Source organism: Acinetobacter sp. TWP2-2-3 (genome assembly GCF_049896445.1).
Classification (GTDB): domain Bacteria; phylum Pseudomonadota; class Gammaproteobacteria; order Pseudomonadales; family Moraxellaceae; genus Acinetobacter.
Genome location: NZ_JAFCUI010000003.1, coordinates 108,503 through 125,175, shown reverse-complemented (window position 1 = coordinate 125,175; position 16,673 = coordinate 108,503). Strand labels below are relative to the sequence as shown.

Genomic DNA, 16,673 nt, shown 5'->3' with positions numbered 1-16,673 from the left:
TCTACTATTGTTATCATGTCCTGTTTTTTGAGCATAGCATGTCTGATTCAGCCTGACTGTGAAAAAACATTAATATTCCATTGAGGCAAATAAAAAGCACAACCGAAGTTGTGCTGAATAAATCACATGAATGGGACTAGAATACTTAGATCGACCAGTCCTGTATTTCCCAGCCTTGTTCTTGGGCTAGAGTTTCCAAACGATCATCCGGATTGACTGCAATCGCATGATCCGCATATTCCAGCAAGAAACGGTCATTAATCGAATCTGAATAAGCCCAAGACTCGGTGACATCACGGCCTTCCAGCCATTGTTCCAGACGCACCAGCTTGCCTTGCTGATAGCATGCGGTATTGATGACTTTACCAGTATATTTCCCATCAATGACTTCAGCATTGGTGGCAATAATTTCAGTAATTCCGAATTCACGAAAAATGGGGGCGGTAATAAAGTCTGAAGTTGCGGTAATCCCCACTAAGGCATGTCCTGCTTCACGGTGGCGCTCAATGGCTTTAAAACCTTCAGGACGCATTTGTGGACGAATGACTTTTTGCATGAACAGTTGATGTAATTCAACCAAATAATCATTGTCATATTTGGTCAGAAACTGGAATACAAATTCATTATAGGCATAAGGATCCAACTGGCCTTTTTTATAATCGTCATAGAATTTGTCATTCATGGCGCGATGCTGAACTGGATCGACCAGGCCCTCACTGACCAAAAACTCTCCCCAAGAATGATCTGAATCCGTGTTTAACAAGGTGTGATCGAGATCAAATAGCGCCAATTTCATGAAAATACTCGTTAAAACTGAAATTTAAGAAAAAAATTGTAAATCTATCTCCGCTAGTCGATAGAAATTCGTTAAGATCATAGCAATTTTAACATTTTTAAACTTTGCTTTTTTCGAGTTGGATAACGAAATAATGCTCCCCGATGGCAAAGGCATAAATTAAACAATTTTTAGGTAGCCAAATGATCGACTCTGAAGGTTTCCGACCGAATGTCGGGATCATTTTGGCAAACGATGCTGGACAAGTTTTATGGGCAAAACGCATTGGTCATAATGCATGGCAATTTCCACAAGGCGGGATCCAATATGGAGAAACCCCCGAGCAGGCACTCTATCGTGAGCTGAGAGAAGAAGTTGGCTTATTGCCCGAACACGTCCAGATAGTCGCGCAAACCAAAGGCTGGTTGCGCTATCGTTTGCCGCATCGATACATTCGTACGGACTCTGATCCGGTCTGTATCGGTCAAAAACAAAAGTGGTTTTTACTCAAACTCACGGCCCCCGTTCAGCATATTCAGTTGAATCTGTCTGATCCGCCCGAATTTGATCAATGGCAATGGGTCAGTTACTGGTACCCACTCGGTCAAGTCGTGAATTTCAAACGTGATGTTTACCGCAAAGCCCTGATGGAGTTGTGTCAGCAACTGCCCCGACAAAAACCTTAAAAAATCGCATAAATAATGCAGATTTTTTACGCGGCTATTGTTATAAATAAACTTAATCACTGAAATTCTGAATAGACGGAGCAGACCTTATGTCGAATATGCAACTGGACACCTTGAGACGTATTGTTCAGGAGATCAATGCGTCCACCAGTTTGCATGAATCGCTCGACATCATGGTCAAGCATGTGGCCGAGGCCATGCAGGTTGATGTCTGCTCGATCTACCTCCTCGATGAACGCAATCAGCGTTATCTGCTCATGGCGTCTAAAGGCCTGAATGCAGAATCTGTGGGCCATGTGTCTTTGCAGACCGGCGAAGGTCTGGTGGGCCTGGTCGGACAGCGTGAGGAAATTGTCAATCTGGACAATGCCCCTAAACATGAGCGCTTCCTGTTTTTACCTGAAACCGGTGAGGAAATTTATAACTCCTTCCTCGGTGTGCCGGTGATGTACCGCCGTAAGGTCATGGGTGTGCTGGTGGTTCAAAATAAAGAATCACAGGACTTTTCTGAAGCCGCTGAATCCTTTCTGGTCACGCTCTGTGCACAGCTTTCTGGCGTCATCGCCCATGCCCATGCCGTCGGCAATATCGATGTATTCCGTAAGCCGAGCAACCTACCTGCCTATAAAACCTTTCAGGGAGTTTCTGGTTCCGGTGGTATTGCCTTAGGTCGTGCAGTGATTCTCTATCCGCCAGCAGATCTTGCCGCAGTCCCTGACCGTGAAGCGGATGACATCAGCGAAGAACTGCAGCTATTAGATAACGCCCTGAATTCAGTCCGCGAAGAAATCCAGTCGCTAGATGACAAAATGCAGGATGCGTTGATGGCCGAGGAACGCGCACTGTTTAGCGTGTTCTTGCGTATGCTGGATGAAAATGCCCTGCCTGCAGAAATCAAAGCTTTTATTCGTGAAGGTCACTGGGCACAAGGCGCCGTGCGAATTGTCATTGACAATCATGTGGCACAATTTTCCCAGATGGAAGATGACTATTTACGTGAGCGGGTGGCGGACTTAAAAGATCTGGGCCGCCGCATTCTGGCACGTTTACAGGAAGCCGATGCCAGTCACCGTGAATTGACTGATGAAAGTATTCTGATTGGTGAGGAAATATCGACGGCGGCACTGGTTGAACTACCTGTAGATAAAATTGCCGCGATTGTCACCACTGAAGGTGCCATGAACTCGCATATGGTGATTGTGGCACGTGCTCTCGGTATTCCGACTGTGGTCGGTGTGACTGAGCTGCCGATCAACACCCTCGATGATGTAGAGATGATTGTCGATGCACATCAGGGCCGTGTCTTTATTAATCCGCCACGGCGCCTGCGCAGTCGCTATAAAGAAATTCAAAAAGAAGAAGAACAGATTGCCAAAGATTTGCGCCAGTACGAAACCAAAGATGCAATTACTCCGGACGGCGTGGCGGTCAAACTCTACGTCAATACCGGCCTGATGATTGATGTGGTGCGTGGCGTGCAGCGCGGTGCCAAAGGTGTTGGCTTATACCGTTCTGAAATTCCGTTTATGTTGCGTGACCGCTTCCCGGGCGAGGAAGAACAACGTGCGATTTATCGTCAGCAACTCAGTCATTTTGCCAACAAACCGGTAGTGATGCGAACGCTGGACATTGGTGCAGACAAAGACCTGCCGTATTTCTCGATTGAAGAAGAAAATTCGGCTCTCGGCTGGCGTGGCATTCGTTTTACCCTCGATCATCCGGAAATTTTTTCTTCACAGATTCGCGCCATGCTCAAAGCCAGTATCGGACTGAATAACCTGCATATTCTGCTGCCGATGGTGACCAGTGTCAGCGAGGTTGAAGAAGCGCTTTACCTACTGGAACGTGACCATGCGGCGATTCAGGAAGAAGAACAAGTCAAGGTGAACAAGCCGAAACTCGGCATCATGGTGGAAGTGCCAAGTGTGCTACATCAGATTGATGAGTTTTCCGAATTGGTGGATTTCTTCTCGGTTGGCTCCAACGATCTGACCCAATATCTGTTGGCCGTGGACCGCAATAATCCGCGGGTAGCGAATGTCTATTCACATTTACACCCTGCAGTACTGCGTGCCCTGACCCGTCTGGTACAGGACTGTCATCGCAATGAAAAACCGGTCAGTATCTGCGGTGAAATGGCAGGCGATCCGCTGTCTGCAGTTTTGCTCATGGCCATGGGCTTTAACACCCTGTCGATGAGTTCAAGTAATATTTTGCGGGTACGTAAAACCATTTGTCATGTTCCGATGAGTGATGCACAGGAATTGCTGGCACATGTGTTAAAAATGGACAATCCGCTCATGGTAAAAAGCTGGCTAGAATATTATTTCAGAACCCATGGTTTAGGGGATATGGTGAAATCTGCATCACGTATGGTGAGTGCCTAATACGGGACTTTTTCCAGTCCCTCGACAGTGGTAGAGGTGGTTATGGAATTTCTGGTCATCCTGTTCATGATTTTTGCGGTGTTCTATGTGGTCATTCTTGCACCGGCCTTGGCTGCCCGCAAAGAAGCTCATAATTCCGGTTCATCTTATATACGCCCCGCCAGCAATCGAGCAATGAGCTATGCCGATCGGCCTAAAATGACTCCATTATTGGGCATTGAAATTTCGGCATCGCAACGGCGGCGTTTAGGCAGAGATGACCCCTCCGTCATTGCTGCCAGACTCTATCACCAACAAAAAGATCAATTTGCCAGTTTTCAGCAGGCCAGACCACAGCCTCATTCCCCTCACCACAAAGCACCAGTGCAAAGCAAACTCAATAAATTCTTTAATGACTTAATCGCGGATGAATCGACAACATCATCCCGGTATCCAAATCAATATTCGCAAACTCGTAACAACCGACCTGTCGCCCCGCTCTCTCCAGTTAAAACTAATCCTAAGCAGCCCCCACGTCGTCCCCAGCCACCTTACAGACCTTAAGCGGCCATTAAAAAAGGGCGATCTTCCATGGAATATCGCCCTTGTCTGTGCTTGTTGTAGCCACGTTTTGAATTTTTCTTTCGATCTACAAAAACCTGGCTTTTGTTGACTTCATGCATGTGTTTTGCCACAAAATTGTGGATCACTACCTGCTCGGCTGTTTTTTTCTTGGCCATCTTGCTCTCTATATAATTTGGAGGAAGGAGTGAGATAATTATAGAGCCGACTGACTAATTTTCAAGCATATTTGCCAATGCTTTTTCAAAAATAAAGCCCATTTAGCCAGGATTTTCTATATGCAAAAATGGGAGTTATAGCCAGAAAACACCCTTATTTCATTCATTATTTTTATGGGTTTCTTCAGCCCAACAAAACTCGATTAAAAAAACGTTTAAAATAAATCAGTTATAAAATTTATTTTAAACAATACTATTCACTTATTATTTTTATCCTTTGATAAAAACATATTATCGACTTAGATATTGTTATTTTCGTTTAATCCCATTCATTATTCGAGTTATTCAAAATATATAGAATTTGATATTGTCACAGAGTGGAAAACCCGTTACTTTTTAAGAGTAACCATTTAATTTTCAACATTTTAAACTTTATTAAATTTAAAAATATTTTTTGAGTGAGCTCACTCAATTATACCCTGAATTCCGTTTTGTGCTGTAACACTCTTTATTTAAAGATATTGTAAATATAGCGAAACCTGATCTGATTAGCATATATCTCAATATTTTATGAATACTAGGTAAACGACATAAGATATTCAAAACTTGGAGAGGAAAGATGAGCCAAGATTTTAAAAAATGCCCTGTCACCCACCTGACCACTGAAGCTGGTGCCCCTGTGGTCGACAACCAGAACAGTATGACGGCAGGTGCGCGTGGACCTTTACTTGCCCAGGATTTATGGCTGAATGAAAAACTGGCCAACTTTGTCCGCGAAGTGATTCCAGAGCGTCGTATGCATGCCAAAGGTTCAGGTGCTTTTGGTACCTTTACCGTGACCAATGATATTACCCAATATAGCCGCGCTAAAATTTTCTCTGAAGTCGGCAAAAAAACCGAAATGTTTGCCCGTTTCTCAACAGTGGCGGGTGAACGTGGTGCGGCCGATGCGGAACGCGATATTCGCGGTTTTGCCTTAAAATTCTATACTGAAGAAGGCAACTGGGATCTGGTCGGCAATAACACCCCGGTGTTTTTCCTGCGGGATGCGCGCAAGTTCCCTGACCTGAATAAGGCAGTCAAGCGTGACCCGAAAACCAACAAGCGCAGTGCCACCAATAACTGGGATTTCTGGACACTCTTACCTGAAGCTTTGCATCAAGTAACTATTGTCATGTCGGATCGTGGGATCCCGACCGGTTACCGTCATATGCATGGTTTTGGCAGCCATACTTTCAGCTTTATTAATGCCAAGAATGAACGCTTCTGGGTGAAATTCCATATGCGTACCCAGCAAGGCATCCAGAACCTGACCGATGCTGAAGCTGCAGACTTGATCGCCAAAGACCGTGAAAGCAGCCAGACCGACCTGTTTGATGCCATCGAACGTGGTGACTATCCAAAATGGAAAATGTACGTTCAGATCATGCCGGAACTGGAAGCCGAAACAGTGCCTTATCATCCATTTGACCTGACCAAAGTCTGGCCAAAGGGCGATTATCCACTGATTGAAGTCGGTGAATTCGAACTGAACCGCAATCCGGAAAACTATTTCCAGGATGTAGAACAGGCTGCCTTTGCACCAAGCAATCTGGTACCGGGAATTAGCTACTCACCGGACCGTATGTTACAGGCACGTTTAGTGAACTATGCTGATGCAGCGCGTTACCGTGTTGGCGTGAATCATTCACAGGTTCCGGTCAATGCGGCACGTTGTCCTGTACATTCGAACCGCCGTGATGGTCAAGGCCGCATGGATGGCAACTATGGTTCATTGCCGCATTATGAGCCAAACAGTTTTAGCCAGTGGCAGGAACAACCTCAGTTTAAAGAACCAGCATTAAAGATTACCGGTGATGCTGATTTCTGGGACTTCCGCGAAGATGACAATGACTACTTCAGTCAGCCACGTGCCCTGTTCAATCTGATGAATGATGAGCAGAAACAGGCCCTGTTTAATAACACGGCCGCAGCGATGGGTGATGCACTAGATTTCATCAAATACCGTCACATCCGCAACTGTTATGCTTGCGATCCAGCTTATGGGCAAGGCGTTGCTAAGGCCTTAGGTATGACTGTAGCAGATGCCCAAGCAGCACGTGAAACCGATCCAGCTAAAGGTTTGCCTAGCTTTCTCTAAGCCAGTTTAGACATGTATAGAAACCACCTTCGGGTGGTTTTTTATTGCAGCATCAAGCACTATAGAAGCAAGTCAGCACAAAAAGAAATACAACAATGCATCCGAATATTGAAGATATCATTCAACAACACGACATCGTTTTATTTGATGCTGTTTGTGTGATCTGTAATGACTGGGCACGGTTTTTGATTAAATACGATAAGAAGATACAGTTTAAACTGGTTTCCGCCCAATCGCCTTTAGGTACAGCACTGCTCGAACATTATCAGATGCCAACCGAACATTACACCACGATGCTCGTCATTCAAGATGGCACACTCTATACGGAATCGACTGCCTTGCTGAAGGTGCTGCAGCATCTCGGTTTTCCCTTTAATTTAATGAGCGCAGGTTATTTGGTTCCGCGTTTTATCCGGGATTTTCTGTATCGTGTGGTTGCTTTAAATCGTTACAGGTTATTTGGCAAAACCGAGTATTGCCTGATTCCATCCAGCGAAAATAAACGCCATTTTCTGGAAGAAGCTGTTCGTGAATCCTAAACCTGTATTCCTACAACCACTGCGTACTATCCAGCTGACTTTGGTCATACTATGGCTCTATCAGGGACTCATTCCAAAAATTCTGTTCCAATCACCCGCTGAAATCACAATCTGGCAAAATATGGGTTTTGAGCTGGGACTGGCCAAAGTCTTGGTTGGACTTTCCGGAGGATGTGAAATGCTATTTGGCTTATGCTTTCTGAAATGGAACCGGTCCATACTCTTGCATAGGTTGAATATTATCGGACTTGCTGGATTACTACTGCTGATTGCATTCACAGCCCCGTTGCAACTTACTGCAGCATTCAATCCTGTGGTAATGAATACCGCCATGCTGATGCTTTCTGTAGTGGCCATTCAACTCATCCAAGAGGAACAACAGGAAGTACTTAAACAATAATCCGTTTGCCTTCCCGTATGCAGTAAAACGGATTAATCAATTTGGAAGAATGCTTGATGATCTCATGCAACTCATGTTCCGGTGCATCCCGGTCTTCATCTGTGAGCTGAAAAGTACGGTAATGAATCGCCAGTGAACATTTGGCCTGCAAGTCATGATGGGCATGAAAGGCATCTTCCGGATTCATATGGATCGCGCGCATCAGTTCACGCGGTTCATACGCTCCTATCGGGAGTAAGGCAATTCGCGGTGCACCCAGACGTTTACGAATTTCTTTAAAATGTGAGGCGTAGCCACTATCTCCGGCAAAAAAACAATGTTCCTTGCCATGTAATAAAGAAAATCCTCCCCAAAGTGCACAGTTCTGATCGCGCATGCCGCGCCCTGAGGCATGTTGAGCCGGCGTATAGACAATCCGGATCTCTTCAAAAAAGGCACTTTCCCACCAGTCCATTTCATGCACGGTATAATGTTCTGGCAAATACCAGGCATTACCCAGACCAGTATAAATAGGCATCTCAAAAGTGTTGTGCAGCCATTCCAGACTAGCCAGATCCATATGATCATAATGGTTATGGCTGAGCAGTACGGCATCAATCTGAGGTAATTCATCCAAGGCAATGCCAGCCGGAATGACCCGCTGCGGCCCTGTAGAAGCCGATGGACTGGCATATTCAGCCCAAACCGGATCGGTCAGGAAGTTATAGGGGCCGATCTGAATTAATGTGGTTGCGTGACCAATAAACCAGACTTGCCAGTCATCCAGAGCTGCATCTGGACGCTGCTGTGGCAATGCGCGTGGACGAGAAAAAAACTCGGCACGCTCTTCATCAAGATTAACATTCCAGGTTTTGGATTTTCGGGTAATGAGCCATTTGTATAAATCAAAGCGACCACGCGATAGAGAAGCATGCTCAAGATTACGAAACTGTTTTCCGTCGAAATGATCTGAATGCAGATACTCAAACACTGGCTTAGACCAGAGATGTTTCCAACTGGATTCCGTGATTAACTGGAATTTTTTAGTTTTGAGAAGATCTTGCATAAACATCCACTATTTATTATTCGCTATATGCAAGACAACAACCTCTTGAAATGGTCAAGCGGTGCATCTTTTAATGAGCATACAAACTAAAAACAGGCACACTAAAACATAGTATGAAATCCGTCACAGAAAATCATGTATGTTTTTGTTATTTTTAGCAAAAAAATGGCATTTCATTGGCCTTATGGCTGGCTGAAGTCTTGGATTATCTAGAAAAATATTGCTCTTGTCCTTCTGTCTAAAAATACAAAATGATACTCAATATTTATAAGCCTATACTGACAAAAGCATGTCTGCCCATTGATGATTTTATGATGAAATTCGCCATACCTCAGTATCATCACATCAATTGTGCGAGAAAGGCAAGTTGAGATCAAAATACCAACCTCAAGCGTTTTTTAGATCTTTATACACGACCTTGAGTTCGTTCCAGCCATACGGCCTTGGTTTGGGGTTTCACAAATAAAGCAATAATTTCCGGGTGCAGCTGTTTAATCTGCGCTTCGATCCGGTTGACACAGGCTTCAATTTCATCAGAAGTTAAATCATCTTTAAATTCCAGACTCAATGATGCAATGACTTGCTGAGCACCCATCTGCTCAGTCAATACCCCATTAGCACTAAAAACTGCCGCATCCTGTTGAGCAATGTTCAATACATCTTCACGCAGTTTTGGATCTGCCGTTTCACCCAGTAACAAACCTTTGGTTTCACGTGCCAGAAACCAGGCAGATACTGCCAGCACGATACCAATTAAAATCGATGCGGCACCGTCCAATTCAGGAATATTCAGTTGATGCGCCAGAAAGATACCGACCAGAGCAATCACCAAGCCGACCAGGGCGGCAGTATCTTCAAATAACACGGTAAAGGTCGTTGGATCTTTACTGTGTCGAAAGGCTTCAAAATATCCCAGATTTCCCTTTTGTTTACGAAAGGTTTTTAAAGCCACTGACCATGAAAATCCTTCAAAAAGAATCGCCAGACCCAGCACAATATAATTGATCAATGGATCCTGCATGACTTCAGGCTGAAGAATATGCTGTATCCCTTGATAGATGGATACAATCGCACCCAGGGCAAAAACCATCAGTGCCACAATAAAGGCCCAAAAATACAGTTCACGCCCATAACCAAAAGGATGTTTGGCATTTGCCGGTTTTTCTGATTTTTTCATGCCATACAGCAGTAAAATTTCATTCAAGGTATCTACTACAGAATGAATTGCTTCACTGAACATGGCAGAGCTATTAGTTATATAGGACGCAACAAATTTAACCAGCGCAATCGCCAGATTGCCAAACAGGGCTGCATAGACTACGATTTTATTGGATTCAGACATCCTGAAACTGTCCTAAATAAGCTTGTGCAAGCTTGAATAATTTATGTATCAAAATCTTAATCATTTATTTTTGAAAGTTGTTTTACAAATTGTTGCTTAGTCGTGATCTCTCACGTTGTTGAATCACTTTACTCTCTACTCAAATAATAAAAGGGCTTTCGCCCTTTTGATTTTTACAGTTTTAATGCTTGGAAAAATACTGCTCGCGCCACTCTTTCCAGAAATACATGATGATCCCGAACATCACTACCGCAATACCGGCAAAAGCATGACTGCTGATAATTTCATGATTTAAGGTTGCTCCCAATACCAGAGCGATCACCGGCGTCATCACATTACTCAATGAAACGGTCGAAGCATTTAGACGGCGAATCAGCCAGAAATAACACAGCATTGCCACAATCGAAGACATGATCATGGTAAATACAAAACCGATCATTGCCTGTGTGCTAGGCAACTGAGTCGGCATATGTTGCCAGATAAACGGCACTAAAATGACTGAACCAGCCGCGGAGACCAGCAATGAACCCGTCGCTTGCGACATCGGACTCAAGGGTGCACTGATCTGCTTAACCCAGAAGATCGAGCTGATATAAGACACCATACTGATCAGCATCAGCACCACCCCCCAGGGATTGATCTTGCTGTCTGCCGAGTCGGCAAAAACAAAACATAAACCGGCGACGGCCACTGCCATGCCGAGCCATTGCAGCCAGATCAGTTTATGGGTTTTTAAAATCATATGCCCGATCAAACCAGCGATCAGCGGTGAAAAACCAAAAATTAGTGCCATCAACCCTGAGGTTAAATAATTGGCTGCCAGATAAATAAACAGCTGCGCACCGATTAAATTCAAACTGCCTGCCAGATAACTTTTCATTGAAGTACGGTCAAAAGGCAGCGGGTCGCGCATGATCTTCAGCAGGAACAGTGCAATAACCGAGGCACCGAAATAGCGAATGATCAGCACCCACATTGGGTGAATCTCGGCCACGCTCCAGACAATCGCCAGTGGCGTTGCTGCCCAGATCAGTACCAATAAAGCGTAAATACTTGCCGTGACCGGCAATGATGATGAAGAACTCATAAGTCTCCTAAACGAGGCCAAGAAGTTCTGGATCAGCAACTTCAAAAATAGCGTATAGCGAATTCATGCTGAGATGAAGTTTTAATTTTTGATAAATTCATCAAGTTTCGTGCATAAAAAACAGACCTATGCAAAACATAGGTCTGTCCCAAGATATCTCAATACAACTTAAGCAATTTTGCGTAAGTCTTGTGCGATATCCAAATGTTTTTCAACATCAAACGCCGTATTTTTGCTGATCATTTTTTTCAAATGACGCATTTCTTTGGCTGCATTCACGGTAATCCCGCCAACGATCTGACCATCTGTCACACCATACATCACGAATGAATTATCTGCACCTTTGGCTGCATCCATTTCACCACGGATATGCCATTCAGCTGCGGCCATATCGCCGACAAACTGGAAGTTGATATTCAGCTGATCCGTCCAGAACCAGGCCGGATTGGCTTTCGGATGTTCCACATCCATCACGTGACGCGCGAAGATACCTGCCTGAAGGTTGGCATTTTCCCAGGTTTCCACGCGGCGGTGATTGCCACAGTCACGCAACTGAGTCGCAACATCGCCTGCTGCATAAATGTCAGCATTCGAGGTTTGGCAATGTTCATTGACTTTAATCGCAACATCAACGTCCAGACCTGCATCTACTGCAAGCTGTGCATTTGGCACGATCCCGATTCCGTAAACTACAGCATCAGCACGAAGCTCTTCACCGCCTTCCAGCGTTACCACGACTTCTTCACCATCTAAACGGCAATCTGCAATCTTGGTTTCAAGACGCACATCAACCTGGTTTTGACGATGCTGTTCCAGCAGGAATTCGCTCAGGATTTGTGGTGAACAACGGCCCATGACCATTGGACCCATTTCGATCACAGTCACCTGACAGTCTTTGTAACGTGCTGAAGATGCCAGCTCAAGACCAATCACGCCACCACCAATCAGGATGATACGGCGACCGGCTTGAAGCACAGGCACCAGCGTTTGTGAATCTTCCAGGTTACGCAGGGTATAAACGTGTTTGCCCAAAGCATCGAAATTAGGCAAACGGCGCGCGGCACCACCTGTTGCAAGCAAGAGTTTGTCATAAGCAACAACATCACCGTTCAGGAGTTCAACGGTTTTCGCTTCAGCATTGATTTTCGCCACGCCATTTCCACGAATTGTTTCCACACCCAAATCTGCCAGTTTCTGTTCTGACAGGATTTCGATCTTGGTGTCTTCAGGTTTTAGAATCACATCTTTAGACAATGGTGGGCGCTCATAAGGAAGATGGCTTTCATCACCAATTAAGGTAATTTTGCCTTCATACTTGTTGCCACGAAGTTCTAAAATTGCGCTCGCACCTGCCTGGCCAGCACCCACGATCACGATGTTGTTTACGTTGCTCATTTTCTTAACCTTTTAACTCTGCAGATACGATACCGAAGCCGGCAATCCATTCGCTGATGTCTTCATAGCAATGCGTGGTCATTTCATACTCACCCATTTCGCTTAAGGCAGCGAAGGCAGCCATCCAAGAACGGACTTCCTGACCACCACGACCACCATCACGGCGGATTTCAGCTTCAGTCATTGCTTCTAATGTTGCAAAATCAGCGTTCTTGAAGGTTTCTAGCAGGGCAATATCCCATTCAGCATTCAGAGGCACGGCAACTGACGTATCCCCTGCTGCCAGCTTTTGACCCACTGCAATAATTTTGGATTGACGTGCATGACGTGCTTCAGGCGTTGGATAACGGCCTGCAATCAGGAACTCTTCCACTTCTGGCGGTACTGCACCCATTTGCGGTGTAGGTGGATCATGTGACAGACCACCGGTACCTAAAACAAGCACACGCTCGTTTTCAAGGTTTAAAGACTTGATGTATTGACCCACAGCACGGCCCAAAGCGATGGTACGCTTGGTGGTTGGCATAGGTGCAGCAGCGCCATTAATAAAAATTGGAATCGTTGGATAACGGTCAAGTTTGCCTTCACACAGGAAATGTAAGGGCTGAGTCACGCCATGGTCAGCCTGCATACGGTATGAGTAGGCAACATCCACGCCTTCATCCAGTATACGTCGAACCAGATCTAATGCCTTGTCTTCAGGTACATCAATATGGTCATTGTCCTTGCCATAATCCCAGTCACCTGCAGCTTTGGCACGAATACCGACGCAGAAACTTGGCATCAGGTCATAGAAGAAACCATTAAAATGATCTGGACCAAAAGTGATGATCAGGGTTGGGTCGTAAGCTTTTACTTCAGCAGAGAGTTTTTCAAAAGCAGCACGAACTTTTTGCTTTTTTGATTGATCTTGAGGTGAAGCAAATTCCATTAAAGGACTGTGCGATGCACAAATAAGTTTAACGGCCATGAGAGACTCCTAGAAGGAAAGCAGCCCTGAGAGAAGAGGCTGCCGGTAAGTCCATTTGAATGAGACTAGATGTTTATTCGTCAAAGAAACCTGCACGTGGCTGACGTAGGCCACGAATACCCAGACCGCATTCTGCATTGATCAGAACACCAGTCAAAGGACGGTTGTTTTGACGAGATGCCAACAGCACGTATGAACCGGTCATATCTTCCGGTTCAGGCAAGAAATTCAGTGGCATGCCACGTGCAATTTTCTCAGGATCACGTGCATCGAGCAGGCCCACATTTTCCTGACCCAGCGATGCCGCACCTTTGATATTCGCATTCATACCTGACGGTGCAACAGCGTTCACTCGTACTTTAGGCGCAAGCTCGTAAGCCAGTTCTTTCATAATCCCGACACCCGCATGCTTAGATGCAGTATATACAGGGCCTCCGCCAGCGGAGTACAGTGCCGAATTAGACAAAGTAAATATGATAGAACCTTCAGAAGCGATCAATGCATCCAGTGCAGCCTTCGCACCGAAGATCAGAGATTTGGTATTGATGCCCATAATCTCGTCAAAGGCTTTTTCTAGTTGCTCACCAGAGGTATTGACGATATCGGCATAGTGATCCCAAATACCGGCATTACCAACGAAACAATCGAGTTTACCGAAACGTTCCACAGTGGCTTGAACTGCACGAACGTTATCTGCATAGCTGGCTACATCACCTTCGATCGCAAGAACTTTTCCACCGAAGTGTTCATTTAATGCATCTACTTTAGCTTTTGAACGTTGAAGAACCGCAACTTGTGCACCTTCCTCAATAAAACGCTCGACCAAAGCCCAGCCTAAGCCTGAACCACCACCAGTAATAAGTGCAACTTCGCCCTGTAGCCAACCCATGCTTACTCTCCTGCCATCTCTACAAACAATTGGCCATCTTCAACAATCACTGGGAATGTTTTGATTGGATCAGTTGCAGGTAGACACAATGCTTCACCTGTTTTTAAACAGAAACGTGCTGAATGCAATGGACATTCCACAGTACCGTCATCTTCAAGGTAACCTTCCGACATAGAAGCATTACCATGACTGCATTTATCGTTCATAGCGAAGAATTCACCGCCATTGTTAAATACAGCAAGCGCTTCGATACCGTTTACGCCACAATCTACTTTTAACGCTTCGCCTTCGTCTAATTCGTCAACTTGGCATACAAAAATCTTATTCATTAGAAGAACACACTCAGGTTATGTGAACTGTAAGTAACTTGGTCAAGCGTGATCTTACGGTTGAAGATCTGGAAGCCGAGGCCGCCTTCAACTTTACGGATCTTGTCATGGCGTTTACCGCAGTAAATGACAATGTCTTTCTCTTTTTGCGTACGGTATAACAAATACGTTACGTACACGTCGTATTCGCCTTCAACTTCAGTCGGCTCTACAATCACGTTGCTCACCATGTGAGTGGTACGTGATGGAGGCTCTTCAGCCCAGGCCATACCGGTTTCAAGACGCGCAACACGACGTTCGAGCAAGTCTTTGGTGTCGTTGAATACCCAAGTGGTAGGTGGTTCAACTGAACGACGACGGTCACGGGTTTGTGCATTTGGCGTGGTACGTAGCGTGTAAGAGATGTCTTCTGCCAGCATGTCCAGCCAATCGCGGAATTTCCAGTCGTCTAGTGCTTTGCCTTCACGATATAGAAACTGACTAATTTGGTGATGAAGTTCTAAGCTGATTTGACTCATTTCATAAGCTCCTTCTCATATTCGTCAGCTGCTTTTTCTACGTCTTCCCATTTTTCATGGATCAATAAATCTGCCCAGCGGCGGTACATACCACGTGCTGCAGTTTCAGAGAAAATGTAGTTGGTGATACCTGGGATACCATCTTCACGTACTTTTTCGTTGCCTTTACCCATTTCCATAATGAGTTTGTTTTGACGTGCTTTATAACCACGTAAAACTTTTTGGATCTCGATCCAGTTTTCAGAGTCATCTTGCTCGAGGAAACCGGCTGGACCAAAGGCACGCGTTGCAGAACGTTCAAATGCTTCTTTCACTTCTTGAGATGCTTCAGCATCCGCAATACAGAATGCCCATACTTCGGTTTTGTTTGGACCACGTGGATGCCATACGCGAAGTGTTGCAGTACCGTTCAACCAAGACAAAGTTGGGAACATGGTGTTGTGACCTGCAAGACGCAGTGCACGAGTCTCGCCTAGGCGCTCTTTAACTTCGTCGTAAGTTTCACGGAAGTAGTTGGCAACTTCACCGTCAACCCATACGTTTGCGTCTGGTTTCTCTGTGAAGAAGAAGCCTGAACCATGACCACGTGAACCGTACTGGATCGCGTCTTTGGCAGTTTCCCAAACTGGACGAGCAGTTTGCGCAGCACCTAATTTCTTAGATGATTCGTCATCTGGTTTTGCGCCCAATACTTGGATCGCAGAAGCGTGAGAGAACAAGGCGTGATATTGGTCAGATGCAAACTGTTCCGCTGCAAATTTCCAGTTACACTCGATTTCCCACTTGTGTACACCACCGATGATTTCAGTACCACCTGGACGACGGTCAACAACGCCATCTAAGTACCAAGCGATATCGCCCATGTATTCTTCTAGGTCAGGTGTGGTTTCATCCCAACAAGCAAATACCAGGCCTTTGTAAGACTTCACACGATTCACTTCAACCAGACCCCATTGCTCTTTACATGCACCATGTGGGTAAGCACGATCTTCCAGCGGGATGTCTTTTAGTGAACCGTCAATACCGTATGACCAGCCGTGGTATGGGCAAGTAAACGCACGTGTATTACCACAGTCTGCGAAGCTTACGCGCATAGAACGGTGACGGCACTGGTTCAAGAATGCTTTAATTGAGCCGTCTTTTTGACGTGCCACAATGATTGGATCTTCACCCATGTAGGTGTTGAAGAAATCACCAGCCTTAGGAATTTGGCTTTCATGGCAAAGGAATAACCAAGTACGACCGAAAACACGTTCGAGTTCTAATTCGTAAATGTCAGGATCTGTATAAATAGATGGCGTGATACGTCCATTTTGTGCATCGACTAAAGCATCGATTTCGCGCACATCAATTTTTCCACTCATGAAAAGCTCTCCTGTGACCTATCTTTGGCACAAAGTAATAGACTCAACTTTTCAACGATGATGGATTTGACAGCGTTTTTCGGGAAAT

At 45.2% G+C, this 16,673-nt stretch carries 17 protein-coding genes; 6 read left to right on the top strand and 11 right to left on the bottom strand.

Going from position 1 to position 16,673, the window contains the following annotated elements; translation table 11 throughout:
* Window positions 1-145 precede the first annotated feature (145 nt).
* Window positions 146-796: an HAD family hydrolase gene (locus ACP7AK_RS06015; RefSeq protein ID WP_425879079.1), complete on the bottom strand. Its 651-nt coding sequence runs from the start codon at window positions 794-796 to the stop codon at window positions 146-148.
* Window positions 797-978: 182 nt separating this feature from the next.
* Here ACP7AK_RS06015 and ACP7AK_RS06010 point away from each other — a divergent pair, with 182 nt between their 5' ends.
* The 3 genes from ACP7AK_RS06010 to ACP7AK_RS06000 all read left to right on the top strand — a co-directional run bounded on the left by ACP7AK_RS06010 (window position 979) and on the right by ACP7AK_RS06000 (window position 4,391).
* Window positions 979-1,461, top strand: a complete 483-nt coding sequence (locus tag ACP7AK_RS06010) for an RNA pyrophosphohydrolase (RefSeq protein WP_425879077.1) — start codon at window positions 979-981, stop codon at window positions 1,459-1,461.
* A gap of 89 nt (window positions 1,462-1,550) precedes the next feature.
* Window positions 1,551-3,848, top strand: a complete 2,298-nt coding sequence (gene ptsP, locus ACP7AK_RS06005) for a phosphoenolpyruvate--protein phosphotransferase (protein ID WP_425879075.1) — start codon at window positions 1,551-1,553, stop codon at window positions 3,846-3,848.
* Window positions 3,849-3,890: 42 nt separating this feature from the next.
* On the top strand, window positions 3,891-4,391 hold the full coding sequence (locus ACP7AK_RS06000; RefSeq protein ID WP_425879073.1) for a hypothetical protein: 501 nt from the start codon (window positions 3,891-3,893) through the stop codon (window positions 4,389-4,391).
* Here ACP7AK_RS06000 and ACP7AK_RS05995 read toward each other — a convergent pair.
* Entirely contained in the window at window positions 4,388-4,567 is a 180-nt protein-coding gene (locus ACP7AK_RS05995) for a DUF7230 family protein (RefSeq protein ID WP_004278505.1), read from the bottom strand. The genes ACP7AK_RS06000 and ACP7AK_RS05995 overlap by 4 nt on opposite strands.
* Before the next feature lie 619 nt (window positions 4,568-5,186).
* On the opposite strand from ACP7AK_RS05995, the gene ACP7AK_RS05990 reads away from it, so the two are divergent.
* From ACP7AK_RS05990 to ACP7AK_RS05980, 3 genes are all read left to right on the top strand, one after another.
* Complete coding sequence (locus ACP7AK_RS05990) at window positions 5,187-6,707, top strand: catalase (RefSeq protein WP_425879071.1); 1,521 nt, start codon at window positions 5,187-5,189, stop codon at window positions 6,705-6,707.
* A gap of 95 nt (window positions 6,708-6,802) precedes the next feature.
* On the top strand, window positions 6,803-7,246 hold the full coding sequence (locus ACP7AK_RS05985) for a thiol-disulfide oxidoreductase DCC family protein (protein WP_425879069.1): 444 nt from the start codon (window positions 6,803-6,805) through the stop codon (window positions 7,244-7,246).
* Window positions 7,236-7,646 (top strand): DoxX-like family protein, encoded by a 411-nt coding sequence (locus tag ACP7AK_RS05980; RefSeq protein WP_004278508.1) that lies wholly within the window; start codon window positions 7,236-7,238, stop codon window positions 7,644-7,646. The genes ACP7AK_RS05985 and ACP7AK_RS05980 overlap by 11 nt, the downstream gene beginning before the upstream one ends.
* On the opposite strand, the gene ACP7AK_RS05975 is transcribed toward ACP7AK_RS05980, so the two are convergent.
* The 9 genes from ACP7AK_RS05975 to hcaE form a co-directional block, all read right to left on the bottom strand.
* Window positions 7,636-8,691 carry an MBL fold metallo-hydrolase gene (locus tag ACP7AK_RS05975; RefSeq protein WP_004278509.1) on the bottom strand — a complete coding sequence of 352 codons (1,056 nt, stop codon included), beginning with the start codon at window positions 8,689-8,691 and terminating at the stop codon, window positions 7,636-7,638. The two genes, ACP7AK_RS05980 and ACP7AK_RS05975, sit on opposite strands and share 11 nt — an antisense overlap.
* A gap of 406 nt (window positions 8,692-9,097) precedes the next feature.
* Complete coding sequence (locus ACP7AK_RS05970) at window positions 9,098-10,033, bottom strand: cation diffusion facilitator family transporter (protein WP_005261714.1); 936 nt, start codon at window positions 10,031-10,033, stop codon at window positions 9,098-9,100.
* A 181-nt stretch (window positions 10,034-10,214) separates the two neighbouring features.
* Window positions 10,215-11,120 carry a DMT family transporter gene (locus tag ACP7AK_RS05965; protein ID WP_425879066.1) on the bottom strand — a complete coding sequence of 302 codons (906 nt, stop codon included), beginning with the start codon at window positions 11,118-11,120 and terminating at the stop codon, window positions 10,215-10,217.
* Window positions 11,121-11,288: 168 nt separating this feature from the next.
* Window positions 11,289-12,515, bottom strand: coding sequence for a 3-phenylpropionate/cinnamic acid dioxygenase ferredoxin--NAD(+) reductase subunit (gene hcaD, locus ACP7AK_RS05960; protein WP_425879064.1), 1,227 nt, complete (start codon window positions 12,513-12,515; stop codon window positions 11,289-11,291).
* A gap of 4 nt (window positions 12,516-12,519) precedes the next feature.
* Window positions 12,520-13,485, bottom strand: coding sequence for a 3-carboxyethylcatechol 2,3-dioxygenase (locus ACP7AK_RS05955; RefSeq protein ID WP_425879062.1), 966 nt, complete (start codon window positions 13,483-13,485; stop codon window positions 12,520-12,522).
* A 73-nt stretch (window positions 13,486-13,558) separates the two neighbouring features.
* A complete protein-coding gene (hcaB, locus tag ACP7AK_RS05950; protein WP_425879060.1) occupies window positions 13,559-14,374 on the bottom strand; it encodes a 3-phenylpropionate-dihydrodiol/cinnamic acid-dihydrodiol dehydrogenase in 816 nt (271 codons plus the stop codon).
* A gap of 2 nt (window positions 14,375-14,376) precedes the next feature.
* A complete protein-coding gene (gene hcaC, locus ACP7AK_RS05945) occupies window positions 14,377-14,703 on the bottom strand; it encodes a 3-phenylpropionate/cinnamic acid dioxygenase ferredoxin subunit (protein ID WP_004278517.1) in 327 nt (108 codons plus the stop codon).
* Window positions 14,703-15,221, bottom strand: a complete 519-nt coding sequence (gene hcaF, locus ACP7AK_RS05940) for a 3-phenylpropionate/cinnamic acid dioxygenase subunit beta (protein WP_425879058.1) — start codon at window positions 15,219-15,221, stop codon at window positions 14,703-14,705. Before hcaF ends, hcaC begins: the two co-directional genes overlap by 1 nt.
* Entirely contained in the window at window positions 15,218-16,585 is a 1,368-nt protein-coding gene (hcaE, locus tag ACP7AK_RS05935) for a 3-phenylpropionate/cinnamic acid dioxygenase subunit alpha (RefSeq protein ID WP_004278520.1), read from the bottom strand. The genes hcaF and hcaE overlap by 4 nt, the downstream gene beginning before the upstream one ends.
* Window positions 16,586-16,673 lie beyond the last annotated feature (88 nt).